Source organism: Bacillus sp. B-jedd (genome assembly GCF_000821085.1).
GTDB lineage: Bacteria > Bacillota > Bacilli > Bacillales > Cytobacillaceae > Bacillus_D.
Map to the genome: position 1 here is coordinate 84,184 of NZ_CCXR01000001.1, position 18,715 is coordinate 102,898.

Annotated in this window: 7 protein-coding genes and 1 pseudogene; 7 read left to right on the forward strand and 1 reads right to left on the reverse strand. The window is 36.9% G+C overall.

Features of this window, described 5'->3' with window-relative positions:
• Positions 1 to 425: 425 nt before the first annotated feature.
• Together BN1002_RS00520 and BN1002_RS00525 are read left to right on the forward strand one after the other, a co-directional pair.
• The gene (locus BN1002_RS00520; protein WP_048823072.1) at positions 426 to 8,831 is read left to right on the forward strand and encodes a DNRLRE domain-containing protein; all 8,406 of its coding nucleotides are present in this window, start codon (positions 426 to 428) and stop codon (positions 8,829 to 8,831) included.
• 20 nt (positions 8,832 to 8,851) lie between these two features.
• Complete coding sequence (locus tag BN1002_RS00525; RefSeq protein ID WP_048823074.1) at positions 8,852 to 9,322, forward strand: SMI1/KNR4 family protein; 471 nt, start codon at positions 8,852 to 8,854, stop codon at positions 9,320 to 9,322.
• A gap of 319 nt (positions 9,323 to 9,641) precedes the next feature.
• Here the strand turns inward: BN1002_RS00525 and BN1002_RS24320 are convergent.
• Positions 9,642 to 9,722 (reverse strand): annotated as a pseudogene (locus BN1002_RS24320) (helix-turn-helix domain-containing protein); the annotation flags it as partial.
• Between the two features lie 182 nt (positions 9,723 to 9,904).
• Between BN1002_RS24320 and BN1002_RS00530 the strand changes: the two are divergent.
• The 5 genes from BN1002_RS00530 to BN1002_RS00550 all read left to right on the forward strand — a co-directional run bounded on the left by BN1002_RS00530 (position 9,905) and on the right by BN1002_RS00550 (position 18,507).
• Positions 9,905 to 11,746, forward strand: a complete 1,842-nt coding sequence (locus BN1002_RS00530; RefSeq protein ID WP_048823075.1) for a TnsD family Tn7-like transposition protein — start codon at positions 9,905 to 9,907, stop codon at positions 11,744 to 11,746.
• A gap of 75 nt (positions 11,747 to 11,821) precedes the next feature.
• Positions 11,822 to 12,640: a heteromeric transposase endonuclease subunit TnsA gene (locus BN1002_RS00535; protein ID WP_048823076.1), complete on the forward strand. Its 819-nt coding sequence runs from the start codon at positions 11,822 to 11,824 to the stop codon at positions 12,638 to 12,640.
• A gap of 75 nt (positions 12,641 to 12,715) precedes the next feature.
• Positions 12,716 to 14,884 carry a Mu transposase C-terminal domain-containing protein gene (locus BN1002_RS00540; protein WP_048823078.1) on the forward strand — a complete coding sequence of 723 codons (2,169 nt, stop codon included), beginning with the start codon at positions 12,716 to 12,718 and terminating at the stop codon, positions 14,882 to 14,884.
• On the forward strand, positions 14,874 to 16,565 hold the full coding sequence (locus BN1002_RS00545) for an ATP-binding protein (RefSeq protein ID WP_048823079.1): 1,692 nt from the start codon (positions 14,874 to 14,876) through the stop codon (positions 16,563 to 16,565). Before BN1002_RS00540 ends, BN1002_RS00545 begins: the two co-directional genes overlap by 11 nt.
• Entirely contained in the window at positions 16,540 to 18,507 is a 1,968-nt protein-coding gene (locus tag BN1002_RS00550) for a TnsD family Tn7-like transposition protein (RefSeq protein WP_048823080.1), read from the forward strand. Before BN1002_RS00545 ends, BN1002_RS00550 begins: the two co-directional genes overlap by 26 nt.
• Positions 18,508 to 18,715 lie beyond the last annotated feature (208 nt).

The window sequence follows — 18,715 nt, forward strand, 5'->3', positions numbered from 1 at the left end:
GAAGCGCTAGGAACATCCACTAATCATTTTCAAAAAACCAATTTCCAGATGGCTTTTACTCTGTTTCGAGTCTCACTCTTAAGATGGTAAACAGAAGTATTTACAAAATACTCATTAATATTCCAATTTATATGTAGACTTTTGAAAATAAGTGCTATAATTCTTGTGAATATTTGTAAAATAAGTAAATTTAATTACATGGAAGAACGAGACTTCTTGGAAATTAAAACTTAAGACTACAGTAACTAAGATAGCAGAAAGAGTATCCCCTCTTTAAGAAACCAAAGAAGTGAAACCTATTTTTAAGTACTCCATATTAAAGAAATTGTAAGCGTTTTTTTAAGGTTAATAATTCATTTAGGAGGTGATATCCGAAAAATGGGATTTTGGGTAAGGCGAAAAAATAATAATTACAGGGGGACGAGATGAAAAGAAAAATTTTTGCAATACTCATGGTGTTTCTTTTAGTCATTACTTCTATTGATTTAAGTAATTTTAATGGTTCTGGGATTGTATCTGCTGAGCAAAAAACAACAAAATCTCCAAAGTTACCCAAAAAGATCGAAAAGATAAGAGAATTGGAAGATTTAAGGGAACCGAACTCAAAAACTTTCATTAATACTGATGGAACCTACACCAAAGAAATTTATACAGAGGACATTCATTATAAAGATAAAGAAAAAAACAAGTATAAAAATATCTCCAACACACCAGAAGTAAACAGCGGCAGTGATAAAGGCGATTTTAAATTCAAGAATAAAGACAATAAATTTGGTGTCAAATTCGCAATCAATACCAAAAAGAAGAGCTTGATCAGTTTGGATTTTGAAAATGAAAAATTAAACTTCCAAGCCGTGGACGCAAAGCATTCTTCTGCTAAACAAGAAGTTGGATCAATCATTTATGAAGGGATTTATAATGGAGTCGATTTTAAATACAGCCTTGGAAGCTCTAGTGTAAAAGAGGATATAATTTTAAACACTAGAGAGTCAGAGAGAAAGTTTCAGTTTTTATTAACGGGCAGCCTTTTGCCAAAAAAAGAAGATGGAAACATTAACTTTTACAATAAAAAGGGCGCCCTCATCTGGACGATGCCTCGTCCTTTTATGGAAGATCAGAATGGGAATTATTCAGAGGACATTGTTTTTGATTTGAAAGAGGAAAAGAACGGATATTTATTAACGTTGATTCCGGATGCTAAATACTTGGATGACAAGGATACCGAGTACCCAGTGAGGATCGATCCGACTGCAAACTTGGGCGGAACAAATGCCACAACATTGGATACCTATGTCATGTCAGCCTATTCTGGAACGAATTATTATAATAGCGCAGACCTTAGAATTGGCTATACATCCTCTACAGGGGTAAATAGGAGCTATATTAATTTTACGAATGCTTTACCCAATTTAGCAGGGAAGATTCTTGTTAAAGCGGAACTAAAGGTCTATAAATGGGCGGATATTGGCACCCCGATTTCGGCGAATGTCTATGCAAACCGGGTGACCTCCAGCTGGGGAATAAATACGGTCACTTACGGAAATCAGCCTTCCCTGGATACAGCAACGGCATATGGAAGCACGTCCGCGACCGGAGCAGCCGGATGGAAGACACTGAATGTCACAGGGCTTGTCGATGGATGGTTGAAGAAAAAGTATCCGAATTACGGGCTCGTCATTCGGAGTACCTCCGAAGGGACAGCAGGTACCTATCAAAAGTTCAATGCCTCTGAATCGAGTTCTAACCGTCCCTACTTGGCTATAACCTACTCTGAAAGACCGGGACAGCCAACGCTATCAGCCGATTCATATATGAATAGTACAGGATATATTAATGTCAATTGGTCTCCGGTTTCAGGAGCAACAAAATACAAAGTCCTTATTTATAATGGGGTGGCTTATGAAGAGTTTGATGTCGGAAATGTCACCTCTTGGAGTACAAAAGGTAGGAAAATTTGGCCAACCAAAGCTCAAATTGATAGTCAACAGTATGGATTAAGGAAAAGTGGGGATGGCAGGGAGCTCCCTGAAAATCCAAATTACCTTTATGCAAAAGCACCTGGCAGCACGTATCTATCCAATACAAATTACGCAATAAGGGTAAAAGCAGTAAACAATTACGGTGAAACTTCCCACTCGGATGCTGCAGTTATTACTATTCCGGATAAAACAAAACCCAAGGAGCCTGGTGCGGTTAGAATTTCCAATGACCGGGTCGACCAATACACTGTCGACTGGCAAGCAGCAACAGATCCAGATGGAACTGGGATAGTTAAATACAAAGTATACCTTGGTGAACAACCCGGAGTGGCGAATCTAGTCAGTGGAGCTGAAACTACACATACAATCCTAAATTATACGTACAGTGGCACACTTGTTGCGGGGAAAACTTATTATGCATGGGTCCAGGCTGTTGATAAAGCTGGAAACATAAGCCTAAATTCTGCTACAGCATCCAGTGTCGCTAAGAAAGATTATGACGCTCAGATAATAAATACAGATATCCCTCAAGTTAGTGATGTTGATAACACAGCCGGCGAAAAGCTACAGTTTACAGTGGTCAATAAGGGGAAAGCAGCCTGGACAAATGATCAAAATATTAATCTTACTGTTGCAAGCACAGCGCCTGGTGACAAAGACCCCACTGCTTTTGTAGGTTATTTACAGCCTGGTGAAGTAATCCCTCCAGGTGGTACCAAAGTTTTTACAGTTAACTGGATGGCCAAAAAAGCAACAAAAGGAACATATCAAATAATAGCGACAGTCGGCCATGGAAATAAAATCGAGCCATTGGATAGTGTTAAACATCATATAGAGGTCAAGGATTTAGTGCCTCCGACTGGAAAAGTTTTAATCAATGAAGGTAAACCATATACGACTTCCCAGGATATTACTATAAGTGCCTTTGATGTTTTTGACAATACCACTGGTGATTTGTATGTGGAATTTGCTGAAGGTCCTGCCAATGCCACAGTGGACAAGCTGAAATTCCTTCCAAAGGAGCTAATCCTCCAATCACCACACGTTAAGGCTTGGAAATTACCGGATATGAAAGGGGAACACACCATCTATGCCAAGTTCTCCGATTCGTCTGGAAACGTATCAGGTTTATATAGTGATTCTATCATACTTGATAAGGATGTCCCGGATATTAAAGTGTCCAATGTTGCAACAGGGGATTATATCTCGGGGGTTAAAAAGATAGAGGGAACAATCACGGACGAGAACCTTTTATCCTATAAAGTTGAATACCGAAATAAGAATGATCAATCAATTAACTGGCATTTAGTAACAGAAAAGAACGGTCAAATGGCAGATGGCATACTGGCAGAATGGGATACTTCCTCTCTTCCGAAGGGGGAATATGAACTCCTAATAACAGCGTCAGATGCGGCAAATCGAAACAATTATTATCAAGTCTCCGTCTGGATTGATACACATGATAAGAACTGGACGGGGCTTGAAGGATATTATCCTCTTTACCCTATATCTCTTCGTGACGGGAGTGGGTCTGTCAACCTATATAATGGTAGTTTGAATCTTCAGGATGTTGATTTCTCCCTTCCTTCTAGAGCTTTTGATCTGCTAATTGGTAGGACCTATTCTTCTAATGCTATTCAAGAAGGGATGCTCGGAAAAGGCTGGATGTCAAACCTGGAAGAACGGATAAATAATAAAGGAGACAGAGTCGAGTACCGGGATGGGGACGGAACGGTACATGCCTTCATTAGAAAACCGGATGGGAGTTTTGTCACGCCTCTAGGAACTCCATACCATCTGACATTTTCAAGCACCACTGGGTACGAGTTATCCCAAAAAAGTGGAGACCTCACTGTGAAGAAGTTTGACCTTGAGGGGAAGCTTGTTTCCATCAAGGACAATAATGGAAACTCCATTCAATACAGCTATGAAAATGGAAAGTTGACAAAGGTAACAACATTGAACAAGTCCGTTTCACTTCAATATAATCCTGAAGGTCTATTGGATAATGCGGTATTCAGTACAGGAGAAAAAGTATCCTATTCGTATTCTGGCCAAAACCTTAAAGAAGCCACTCTCCATACGAAAAGCGGCAAGCTGAGCGGTCGTACAATGTACGAATACGAGAATGAATTGCTGACCGCTGTTGTGTCAAAAAATGGATTGAAAGTGGAATTCAGCTATAACGGGAACAGACTCGTGCAGACCAAAACTATCAGAACGACAAGAATAGTGGATATCGGGCAATACCCTTTGAAAACATCAAATGTTGTGGAAAACTTCCTGTATAACTTATCCAATCAAACAATAGATATCGCAGCACAATCTGTAAATGAGGAAGAGAAAAGTAAAAATCTCTCAAACTATGAGTTTAAATTAAGCCAAGACGGAAATTTGGCACAACAGACGATAGTAAGAACACCAGTAGACAATGAAAGTCTTGAAGATGCCAAACGAGATGAAAATAATATTACAGTTAAAACAAAATTTCAAAAAAATAGAGTTGAGTCTATAACCGATGGCAAGGGGTATATAACTTCTTACGAATACGACGAGTATGGGAACCTGCTAAAAGTTCATTTGCCGCCTGTTAAGGTAAACGGAGTGTTAACTAACTATTCCACTTCCAATACCTACAATTCTAACGGCCAGCGAACAAAGGCGGTTAATACGATGGGGCAGTCGAAGGAGTGGAAATACGACTCCAAGGGAAATGTCTTTCAAGTCATAGATGAGGTAGGCAATAGCCAGTACATTCAATACGATTCATACGGAAATGTCAGGGAGACAAAAAGTGACCGCGGGCCTTTATACGGTTATATACCAGATTACAGCATGGAAGAAAAAACGCTGGAAAAATGGACCATCCAGGGGACAGCGACCAAGAGTACCAGTCAGGCTAAATCCGGAAAACAAAGTATAGAGATGGCTCCGAATGCCGTTCTGCTAACAGGAAGCTTTCCTATTAAGAAAGGCCGGCTGCCAGTATTAGCCCTAGTCCAGGCTATTGCCCCGGCCGGCTCTGCAAATGTGGAAATGAAAGTGCAATATTTGAAAGACGGGGCAGTCACGAAGGAATTTGCTCAATCTTCAGTGCTTTCAACTAAATGGGCTGAATACCGGGTAAGTGGAGAAGTTCCTACGGACGCGACCCACGTCAGAATCCAACTTGCTAATAAAGGGACAGGCAACTTGTTTGTAGACGACCTTGTTCTTGAAGAAAGCGGGATTAAGACTACTTACACTTATGACGAGAGTGGTGAGAACTTAAAAGAGGTCATTGATCCATACGGAAACAAAACCACCTACTCCTATAATGTCTATAATCAGGTGTTGACTGAAACAAACGCCCTGAACCAGACTGAGAAAAATGAGTATGATGAGGAACAAAGGCTGAAAAAGAAAACGGATCGTACCGGAAGGGTGACCAGTTACGAATACGATCCTTTATCAGACAACCTCCTCAAGGAAATCAATGGACTGGGGAACGTGACTGCCTACGAGTACAACGAGTGGGATCAACTCCTCCTCACAGCATTCCCAAAAGTTGAGGTCATTACCTATAATGATGAAGAGATTGACCGGTCGGAGGTACAGCAGGCTAAAGTATATATCCAGTATGACGAGCTTGGACGGAAAATAAAAGAGAACGATGAAAACGGAAAGGCATACTCCACAGTGGAATACGATGGTTGGGGTAGAGTTGCTAAAAGCATCGACCCGATGAAGAACCAAAAGTATTTCGATTATGATGCGAATGGAAATATCATTCACACGATAGATTATGCCGCAAAATCCACTCCAGATGGAAAAGATACCTTATTAATCAATAACGGAGAAATGTTTGCGAGCTTTGATGAGTGGAATCGCCAAATTGACGAGACAGACAACACAGGCAACAGAAATGTCCTCACCATGGTCAACACCTATGATTCGGAAAACAGGCTTATTCAAACCAAGGATGCTGAAGGAACCCAGGTTTTCTACACGTTCAATGCATTGAACGAAAATGTTTATACGAGAGATAACTCGACGCCTCCAGTTGAAACCTGGACTTACTATGACAGCTTTGGTACCCCTTCCATCACTTTAACCGGGAGTACGGTTGAATATTCCGTTTCCGATGCCAACGGGAATATATTGGAATTGGTTGACCATAAAGGGACAAGAACCAAATACGAGTACAACACGGTGGGCGATAAGATAAAGCAGACTAATCCCGATGGGACGTTGACGGTTTGGACGTACAATGATGATGGACAAATTAAAACCGAGTCTCAGCTGGTGGAGGATAAAGGGGATATTGAGACTTACCTCGTGTCTGAATTTACTTATAATAATGTTGCAGAAGTGAAAAACCAAAAACTCGAAGTTCATAAAATCAATAAAACGACAAAGGCAACAGACAAACAGATATTAAGAGAAACAGACTTGACCCATGATACGATGGGCCGTCTTATTCGGGAACTTTCAATCAACCATCAGGGGGAACAACTCAAGAAAACCGATATTCGCTTTGCCTATGACTTGAATGGCAACCTTCTGAAGAAATGGATTTATGATGAAAATTCCACAACAGTAATTGGTGAAGAAACATATTCGTTTGCTAGATCTGTAAGTACGTACGAATATGATAATAATAATCGCCCGATAGAAGAGAGAAAGTTTGAGGGTGGAAACTTAACGAACAGGACCTATACTGATGAAGATAATAAGGAGACTACGCAATCAATAAACACAAAATTTTTAGGTTCGTCGGCTGGCACGACATCGGTCTATTATAATGAAAACGATCTGGCCAAAAAAGTCATTACTCCCCTTTCGGAAGAGTATCAATTCGAGTATCTCCCTTCCGAATTGCTGGACAAGGTAAGAGGCCCGAGGTTGACCGTTGATATGGACTATGGCCCGAACGAGCGGATGACGCTTATCAAGACTTTGAAAAAGGATACTACTTCTGCTCTTTTCTCGGAAGCATATACCTATAATGGAGAAGAGCAAATCCAAACGGCTACCAACCCGTGGGATGGGCAGAAATCTTACACCTATACGCCAGAAGGGTTCCTGAAAACTGTCACGAAAGGATCAGAAACGACCACTTATTCGTACGATGTAAGCGGAAACCTATTAAAAGCCGTAAACACGGCGGGAAAAATCCTTCTGGACAACCAGTATGCCCTTGGCAACAGGATTTCTTCTTCCATCCAGTTTGACTCTGCGACACAGAAATATAAGAGGACCAATTACACCTTCAGAGCCGATGGCTCCCTGTCAAAGGAAACAATCAGTATCCCGGTGGATACTTACGACGCGGCAAAGACAGCAACGGTTGAATTCGAAAAGGAATACCAATTTGCTTCCATTAATGTCCTGCAGGGCATCGTCACAAAAAAAGGTGGAGCGGTTGTTGAAAAAGTCGAATTCACTAATGATAGTGAGGATAACCGAATCTCAAAAAAAGTAACCAATGCAAAAGGTGAGCGAACCGAATATTACTATTATGACGCTAATAGCGATCTAATCGGCATTTCGGAACAATCAGGGATTGATCCGGTCCAGAACCTTATGAACTTTTATAGGGACGCGAACGGCCAGCTTCTGAACTTTGAATATAAAGGGGAAGTCTACGACTATATCTACAACCAGAGGGGGGACATAGTCGCTATAGCAGACCGCTTGCAGTCCATCCTTGCCAAATATACGTACGACGAGTGGGGCAATCTCCAAAATATTGACGCACCAACGAATCTTGGGATGGAAGTTGCCAAGGCAAACCCATTCCGTTATGTAGGTAAGTTCGGCGTCCAGTATGACAATGACACGAAGCTGTACTTCATGGGCTGGCGGGATTACGATTCGAAAATCGGCCGGTATATCGTGGCGGACGAGTACGAAGGCGAGGAAGCAAATCCGGTCTCCTTCAACCGGTACCTGTATGCGGAAAGCGATCCGGTCAACAATATTGACCCGGACGGCTATGCACCCAAGTGGCTGAAGAAACTGTCAAAGGGCGTCAAGAAGGGTGCCAAGGCAACTTATAATTTTGTCCTTGGCGACGACATTCGAACCCTCACCAGTAAGAATACGAAATGGTATCAGAAGGCCGGGGCGGCCGTCAGCATCGCTTCTAACTTTATTCCGGGCGGTGGATTTGTCACAAAGGCAGCCAAGGTGGCCATCAAGGGAACGTCGAAATCAGTAAAGGGTTACCGTGCGAGTAAGACCGTGGCCAAGGCAGCAAAAGTGGTTAGGACCACCTCTAAAAAAGCTGCTGGAAAGGCAACCATCAAGCCGAAGACCGTTAACGCCTCTTCCATTAAGGGTACGCCGAAAATCCAGACTCCGGCACGAGAGAGGGCAATCTACCCGGCGCCTGAACCGAAACCTAAGTCAACTTATGGCCAATCGACAAAAAGGACGCCGCCTCAGACTCCGATGGAAAGGATGAACTCGGGCAAAGGACCTGGCCAACCTACAAAAAATGCTGTTGAATCAAATAAGGGTACGGGTAATGGATATAAATATTGGAATAAGACAACAGAATTTAATAATGTGAAAGTCTATCAAAGAGATGATATTATAGACCCAAGCATGGTAGACGCAAGGGGAAGAACTAATGTTGAAAGAATGAAAAAGGGATTGGCTCCTCTTGGTCCGGATGGGAAGTCAATCAATCTTCATCACACAACCCAGAGAAATACAAGCTCAATAGCAGAAGTTACACAGACGTTCCATAAAGAAAACAGTTCGGTAATCCATATCAACCCTAATACTATACCTTCTGGTATAAACAGAACAGAATTTAAAAAGTGGAGAACTGATTATTGGAAGAATAGAGCTAATGACTTTTAATATGAAAATGGAGGATAAAAATGAGCGTTGAAACTTATCAGAAAGCAAAGCAAATTATTCAGACCAATGAAGATTTGGCTGACTTTATTGGAGGGCGGACAAATGAATTAATAAAATTAGCTGAAGAAAAGCTAGGTATAAAATTTACTGGGCTGTATTTAGATTATTTACAAACCTTTGGAGCAGGAAATTTCGGGGCTCAAGAAGTTTATGGGATTATTAATAATAATTTTGAAAACTCTTCTGTTCCTGATGCAATTTGGTACACTTTAACGGAAAGAAAAGAAATTAATCTACCTAATAACCTTTTTGTTATCTATGATACTGGGAGCGATGAACTTTTTTGTTTAGATTTTAATCAACTTGATGAAAAAGGAGAACCAAAGGTAGTATCTTTTGTGCCTGGTATTGATTTGGAAAGTCAAAGTTATGAAATAATTGCTAACGATTTTGGTGATTTTTTATTAGACTTAGTTAAGCAAGAAGTATAGAATTTGAAAAACCTTGATTGGCTATATGCCTTTCAAGGTTTCTTTTTTGGGTGAATACCTAGTGCCGAATAAAGCGAATATTATTTTGGGGTTGTAGATAAACCCTGTAACCCCTATATAATGTTTTAACAAATTTTTTAGTACGTACAACACCATTAAAACGTATGCCCTATTTACTCTTTATTTTGTTAAGCAAATAACCATAATATCATCAGTTACCACCATTTATATTCCTCAAAGCCATACCTTCGCTTTCTCCCTGTCTTTTAAATTTTTTCGCAACTTTTTACGTACATAGAACGATGACTAGAGCGAGAGGCTACTCCACCTCAATTAACTCCTGAATGGCGATGTCTAACACTTTGCATACTGTTTCTAATGTAGATAGGTAAACTCTGTAATACTTGCTATTCGTCTAAATGCGTTACATAAATTGTAATTTACGTAATTAATATTGAGAAAGGAGTAGACTTTAATAGACATGGAAGTATTTTTTGAATATGCATCTTTATTATGTGAAGCATGTATATAATTATCGGTTTTCGGATAATTTGTAAATGAGAAACAGTTAGGAGGATATTAATGATTAGTTATTTTCCAGATTTCTACCCTGATGAGATATTATATAGTGCTTGCGCCCGATATATAGTACACGTTAATTTAAAGGCCCAAAGAGCTTCACTAGAGGCTCTATTTGAGAATAGAAATAAATCAGCGGTTGTAGATCTTCCGAGTGATATTTCAATATTAGTAAGGCAAATTCCCAATGAATTTAATAATGCCAAATTGATAATTAATAATCATACTTTACTTCCTTTCTATAAGCCCTTTTTACCTCAAGCCAGGTTGAATTTGGTACAAGAATTAATGATGGATAATCCAGATAAGAAGAATATTCCTGGGACTCTTGGTTTAATGTCAAGCGGTATCCCCTTCCCTCATAGATTAAGATTCTGTGATGAATGTAGTGAGGAAGACAAAAAAATCTTTGGAGAGATGTATTGGCATAGAATGCACCAAATTCCAGGAGTATTTTTTTGTGAAAAACATCAAAAAGTCCTCTTAGAAACAATGATTAATTATACAGGTAGAGGAAGAAAACATCATTTTGTACCCTTAGAAAAAGTAAAGGAAGATAAAATGTATTTTAAACCAAAATCTTTTCCAGAAGGTTGTGAAAAAAATCTGATGGAAATATCAAAAATAGCCTGCAAGTTTTTAAATGCAAATATTGAGCCTGTTGGGCTAATGAATATACAGGAATCATACAAAGCTCTCCTTTCAGAGGATGGGTACATAACTCAGAACAATAATGTCCGTTTCAGAAATTTAAAGAATAACTTTAACAGTTACTTCGGACAAGAACTTTTATCGATTTTAACAAGTATCGTCCAAAAAGAAACCGATACATGGCTACATAAATTATTAAGAAAGCCGAGGGTCACCTGCCATCCAATTCGGCATATATTATTGATTTTATTTTTAGGGGCAGACATAGATCTATTTAAAAATATTTATAAGAAGCCTTCCCCATTTGGAGAAGGACCTTGGTATTGCCTTAATCAAGCTGCAAATCACTTTCATCAACCAACAATAAAAGAATGTAGAATAACTTACGGTAGTAATTCTAACATTCCAATTGGCATATTTAGTTGTAGCTGTGGATTTACATATTCTAGAAAAGGTCCGGATAAAAATAGGGAAGATAAATTTAGGAAAGATAGGGTACATTGTTTCGGAGAAAAGTGGATAGAAGAATGTCAAAAAGTATATAAAAATCCTGAATTGTCGTTAAGGGCCAAGGCTAAAAGGCTGGGTGTTGATCCTAAGACAATGATAAAATATTCATCTTATGAAAATATAGATTCTTCTGCTGATGAAATCACAGTAACTGCAATAGAGCTGGATAAAAGAAAAAATAGTATCTTACAAAGCATTAAAAATCATGAATCACCTTCCCGCTCTGTTATTCGGCGAGATAATCCAAGAGACTATATATGGCATTATCGAAACAATAGAGAATGGTTGTATTCAATTCTTCCCAATAACTCAAATATTTCAAGGAAATATAATAAGGTCGACTGGTTAAAAGTTGACAGAGAAATATTAGAATCAGTAAGAAATGCTATCAATGAGATTTTTAAATATACAGGAAAGCCCATTAGAGTAACTAGATCAGAAATCAGTAGGAGGATAGAGCATCCCAACTTACTTGAGTATTCATTAAAGAAGTTGCCAAGAACTCGAGAAGTAATAAGTCGTTTTATAGAATCAACAGAAGGATTTCAAATCAGGAGAATCAATTGGCTGTATGACAATTGGAATAAGGATGTAAATCTTACTATTTGGCGGTTTAAAAGAGAGGCAGGGATTAAAAAGGAATCCGAGTTTATTAAAAAGTACTTAATAATATTGTTAAGTTAAGTTTGTTATAGAAATAAGAGGGTATCTCAAGAATATTCAGAAATATTAAAATAATTTGCGGATAGGAGGAATGAAATGCCAAAGCGGAAAAGAGGAATGAACGAACAAAAGTATAACAGATGGATAAAGGAGGGAAGAGGCCAAGGGGAGGGTAAAGAATATAAACCCTGGCTTACAATACATGATGTTCCTTCCAGTGGAGTGGTTTCAAGAGAAAAAAGTTGGACTGTTGGAAGAATACATCATTTATTGTCCAGGTTGGAATTAAATTATTTTTACGTTTTAGACTGGGCAGATGCCGTAGTAGATATAAGAGAACAATATCCATTATTACCTTTGGACCGAACGATAGAAATTGCTGAAGACTTAGGTATACCACATCCAAGGGATCCGGAAACAAAAGAATATATGCAAATTACAACAGATTTCTACTTAAAATTAAAAAATGGTACTAAGGAATCTTTTTGTGCAAGGACTGTAAAACCCTCTAATAAAATTACTAAAAGAACGGTTGAAAAGTTTGCCATTGAAAAGAAATATTATGATGAACAAGATGTTGATTGGAAGATAGTCACAGATAAAAACCTTCCAAAAGGATTAATACATAATATTGAATGGATTCATAATGCGGTACATCTTGAATTTGCTCCGAATGATTTGGAAGAGTCTATGATATATGAACTGGCAGAACCGTTGTTTTATGAAATTATATCAACGGATAGACCACTTGCAAGAATTACACAAGAATTTGATAGGAAGGTGGGTTTGAGTATTGGCTGCGGAATATTTATAGTTCAACATATGCTTGCAACTAAACAATGGAAAACGGATATGTTTACAAAAATAAACCCTTCTCAGCCAATTCAATTAGAGATGAAGAAGGCACTAGTTTAACAAGAAAGGGGTGGTTGTATCATTAAACTATTTGAAAACACTTTAATTGAGTTTAAAGATGAAAATGGTAAAAGTTTGTCCATTGAAAGAGTATTATGGATTGCTAAAAAAACTAACGAGTGTGTAACTATCAACATAATGGAGGAGAAACCCAAACCAAAATGGCAACCACTTGAGTATATCGATGAAGCTATATCTAACTTAAATGCAAGAATTCTAACTTATGATCCCTACTTATTGGACAAAAATGTGAAGGAACCCGGTGAGAAGGACATACAATTAAGAGATGAGGCTTGGAAAAGAATAAAAGACATAGTTGATTTGGAGCCAAATGTCTATATAGATAAAGAACGAGGGGAGATGATAGGTGAACTTATAAAAGCCAACGGATACCATTCTAAAACTATAAATAATGACTTAAGAAGGTACTGGAAAAGTGGAAAAACGATCAACGGATTGCTCCCTCTTTTTTCAAACTGTGGCGCTCCTGGAAAAGACAGAGAGTCTAAAACAGGGAAGAAAAGAGGCAGAAAACGTAAAATAGAAAAAGTTTTGAAGTTGGAATTAGGTATCAACATAGATAAAGAAATGAAACAGATTTTTCGAATAGCAATTAAGCTTCATTATAGTGATAGGAGGAAAAACCCTCTAAAATATGCATATGACAAAATGATAGAACAGTTTTTTAATATAGGCTACGAAGAAAAAGATGGAGAGTGGAAACCAGTTATCCCTCCTAAAGAGGAATTACCAACACTTGACCAATTTAAATATTATTTTTATAAGGAAAGAAATTTAAAAGAAATCCTTATCGCTAGAGAAGGGGAAAGAAACTTTAATTTAACAAAGAGAGCAGCAGTGGGAAATGCGGGGCTGCGTGCAGGGGGTCCTGGGGCTGTTTATGAAATTGATTCAACAGTAGGGGACTTTCAATTGGTACATTCAATTAATCGGAAACCAATAGGAAAGCCCATAATTTATTATGTAAAAGATGTGTTTAGTAGGATAATTGCTGGTTTATATATTGGAACTGAAAATGCCAGCTGGGTTGGAGGGATGCTAGCCTTTGAAAACGCAAGTACTGACAAAGTTGAGTTTTGTAAGAAGTTTGGGATTACCATTACTTCAGATGAGTGGCCTTGTATGCATTTGCCTAAAAGTTTAACTGCTGATAGGGGAGAATTTGAAGGTTACAATGCTGATAGGTTAAAGGACATGTTAGGGGTTAGGCCAGACAATACTCCTCCTTACAGAGGAGACTTTAAGCCTTTTATAGAACAGCATTTTAGAATTATGAATAATAAAAGCAAACCAATAATCCCAGGATTCGTTTCAAAATCAGTTAAAGAACGAGGAGAAAAGGATTCTAGGTTAAATGCAGTACTGACAATTAAAGAGTTCACCAAAATAATGATTTTGCTTGTATTAGAATATAACAACTCAATAGTTGATAGCTATCCATTGGATAGGGACATGTTAGAGCAAAATTTGGTTCCAACTCCTTTAAATTTGTGGAATTGGGGAATGCAAAATAGATTTGTTGGAATACATATTAAGACAAAAGAGCAAATTCGACTCGCTTTAATGCCAAGAGGAACTGCAACTGTTACACATGATAATGGTATTTTCTTTAACAAAAAGAAAATTGGCTATACTTGTGCTGAAGTTGAGGATGCCGGTTGGTTTGTTAAGGCTAGACAAAAAAGATGGAAGGTTCCAATTTCATTCGATCCACGGAACCAGGAGTATATTTACATATTAAAGGAAGATAAATTTGAATATATTCCTTGCAAGATATTGCCTCAATATAGTGCTTATAAAGATTTATTTGATGAAGAAATAGATTTAACCCAAATAACTGTCGAGGCAAATAATTTCATAGCAAATTCAGAGATCAATAATATTAAAGCCTCATTAAACGTAGAGATACAAAAGACAGTAGCGGATGGAATTAAAAAGACAGATGCTATAAGAGGAGATAATTATTCCGATAGAGAGTTGTTACAAGGAGTAAATAAAAATAAAAGGGATGAAAAAGAAAGAGAGAGGGCGGAATCAAGTTGGATTCTTGAGGAGACAGAAAAAGGTAGTAATGATGTTCTTAAGGAAAAGAACACTGATAATATAAACGTTAACATTGGAGGAGAAGGTTCATCTCCGAATGATCAGCATGTGGAAAATGAAGAATTGTTTGATTTGATTAATTCCCATTTAAGCAGGAGGAGAATAAGTAATGCCAAATAGAGAACCTTCTATAAACCGTCCATTATTAATGGGTATACAGCGTGAAGCAGAATACAAAGAACAATTAATTCCAGATTATAAAGGAAATCCATTCATTGAGACTCTTCCGGATATCTTGGAGACCAACGATATAATAAAAGCCTTTGCGCAGTATCCTCAGTTTGAAGAAGAACAAAGATTTTGGCCCGATAATATGCGTATGCATGCAATTTACCAATTAAATACCCTAATACAACCCTTACCCTTCCATTTAGACATATTCAATCGATTCTCAGTGATGATCAGAGATGGATACAAGGGTAGGAATCCAAAAGATATTGAATACAAAATTAACTTTAGCAAGGGCTTCAAAGAAGTATTTTCTTCTGATGACGATTTAGAAGAGGGATGTAAATTAAAATCATCAGCATCTGGTTTTGCGGTTATAGGCCCTAGTGGAATAGGGAAATCTACTTCAATTGAGAAAACACTCCTCTTATATCCCCAAGTTATAAAGCATAGACATATTCAAGGGTTTGGATATATAAAGCAAGTTGTTTGGTTAAAATTAGATTGTCCTACAGATGGATCCTTAAAAAGTCTCTGTATAGATTTTTTTCAATCATTGGATAAAATTCTAGGTACAGATTATGAGAAAACTATGGTTAATAGTAGATCTACGGTAGACACATTGATGCCTGACATAGCTCATATAGCTTCATTACATGGCTTAGGTGTTTTGGTTATTGATGAAATACAAAACCTAAGTTTAGCTAAAAGTGGAGGAGAAAAGAAAGCATTAAATTTCTTTACTAGACTGGTTAATATTATTGGATTACCAGTAGTCATGGTGGGAACCTTTGAAGCCCTTTATTTATTTGAAAACAAATTTGCGCAGGCTAGGAGAGCTTGTGGAATGGGAGATATGGTTCTTGATCGTATTATTAACAAAAAAGAATGGGATTTGATAATTAATTCAATTTGGGATTATCAATGGTTAAAAAAAGATACACCTATCAATGACAAGCTTAAGGATAAATTATATGAGGAGTCTCAAGGCATAATTGATATTGTTGTAAAACTTTTTATGCATACTCAATGGAAGGCAATTGGGTCTAAAGAGGAAGAAATTTCGGAAAAATTAATAACTAAAGCTGCGGAAGAGAATTTAAAATTAATCAGGCCTTATATAAATGCTATAAAAACAGGTAATAGAGAAAAAATGAAAAAGTATAAAGATTTAAAAGCTGAGTGGTTATCCCTTAATGATTATATTTTAAACTCCGACGAACAGGTCCAATTGTTTGGAGCGGTAGGCCGTGAACATCAAAGAGCTAATGATAAAAAAACAATAGAAAGTATCTATTATGAAATGGTACAAACAGGGTTGGATATGGGGCTTGAGCCAAACCAGAATATGGAGTTGGCAAATGAGATTTCAAATAATAAAGATATTGAGATATCTAAAAAGAGAAGATTACATTTGATAAAAGTCGCTCAATTATTACAATCGCCAGGAAATAGTAATGAAAGTAAAAAACTACCCAAAAAACCAGCCGGAAAAAAGAAGGCTAACGTAAGTGTAGTAAGTGAGAGATCAGATTTAATATATGCTTTTCGTAAAGGTTTGGAGAAAAATATTGCTGGAGTAGATTCGTTAAAAGAGGGTGGCTTCATTGCAAGTTTCTATGAATTTGTCTGAACAGAAAAATGATGCAAAGGAGTTAGCATATTTTCCTGAACCATATCCTGATGAGGACTATCGTAACTTAGTTATACGTTATTGTCATAAAACAAATACATCTTTAGTAGAGTGTATGAATAAGTTGTTTAATGTAAATACCAATAGTCCCAATTACTTTCCCTATAATTTAGGGTATCTTGTGCGAAAGCTTCCATATGATGAAGTAGAATTTATAGAAAGCTTTATTGGTAAAAATACGTTTTTTCCAGTTTATTCACTTTTCATACCTTTACAGCTATCGGAACAAATAATGAGTGACTTTAAAGAAGTTCCAACAAATAAAGATTTAGCTATGTTAGGTTTGCGGCACAATATAGGCAAAGAATTAAAGTATTGTTCAAGATGTATTGAGGAGGACCTTAGGAAAGGTAGAGAGCCTTATACGCATAGAATTCACCAATTCACCAATTTAAATATATGTCTATTTCATAAGACTAAACTTATATATAAATGCCCCATATGTAATGTCTATTTATATGAGGAGAATAACAAGAATCCGCGTATTTCAGTTTTAGAATGTAAAAACGGCCATAGTATTAAGAGTGAAGAATATGAAAAAGAGCTCTTTACTAATATTAAGATAAATGTCCTAGAGGGCTTACAATTTCTATTTGAAAATTACTCAAAACTAAAAGGCTTTCCACTTTACGATTATTATAGGGTCTATTTGGTGCAAAAAGGTTATATGGATTTATTAGGAAGATTAAATAATAAAATCTTTTATAAAGATTTTCTGGAGTTTTATTCAGAAGATCTTTTTATTCAATTAGGCTATAGCATAAAGCAACTTAAAAATAGGCTGGCGTTAAGAATTTTTACAATGGATAAGTACTCATATGATCCAATTCTTCATATCCTTGCAATAATTTTTTTAGCCGGCTCACTTGAACATTTTTTTAATGAACCCCTTCCAAACATACATTGTAATATTCCATTCGGTAACGGACCTTGGCCTTGTTTGAATATAACTTGTAAATATTATGAAGACAAAGTAGTCAAAAAGTGTGACAGGTATATAACAAGAAGAGGCAACCTTTATGGTAATTTTCTCTGTTTACATTGCGGATTTCGTTATCAATTAAAATTTGATATAAATGTACCTATTAACGAAAGTAGATTATGGATTAATGATTACGGGGACGTTTGGAAAGATACATTAATAGAATTATATAATAATGGTTTTAGCCAAATCGAGATTGCTAGAGAACTTAATGTTAATAGAAGTACAGTAAAAAAATATATACAAAAAATTGGAACTGAAAAATTTAGAGAGCCAAATCATAATCCAATGGTAGATAATATAAGCAGGAAAACTCCTTCATCAAGTAGAAAATTAAGTGATGATGAATATAAAGAATTAAAGTTAATAATCAAAGAGTTGTGTAAGGATAAGTCACTCACAAGAATAAATATAAGTGATATAGTTGGTCCTAAAAAGTATAGAGCTATGTTGCGTATGGAACCAGAGTGGATGAATGAAGTGTTACCCGAAAAAGTACACAAATTCGTGGAGAAAGATTGGCAAAGTATTGATTTGATTTTGGCTGATGTGATTGAGAGAAAAGCAAAAGAACTATATAAAAGTAACCCTACGAGAAGGATAACAAAATACTTAATTCTAGGAAGGTTAGATCCCTCCGATAAAAAAAGAATTATACATCATCCGGATAAACTGATGGAATCCATGGGAATTATTAATAAGTATGTTGAAAACATAGAAGCATATCAGATAAGAATTATTCCGCATGCATTAACATATATGAAAAAAACTAGTTATAACACAGATCCGGAAAGGATATACTGTTTTCGATTATTCGATGGTTGCTCAGAAAAAGTGAAACAAGAAATAGTTAAGTATATTAATACCTGTAATGAAGAAAATGATGACATAGAAATATAGCAAAAAAAGACCCACTTGGGTAATCTGTAATATTAAAGTCAAGTGATTGAAACCGATCAGTATATAGCCTTAAATCAAAAGATGGGTTGCAAATCACTTCAAATCATTTGTATAGCCACAAAGTTACCTGTCAAAAGAAGGGGAAAATTGATTTAAAAGGGAATATATAAAAATGACTTCTGTCCTTTTTAATCATTTTAATTTGGAA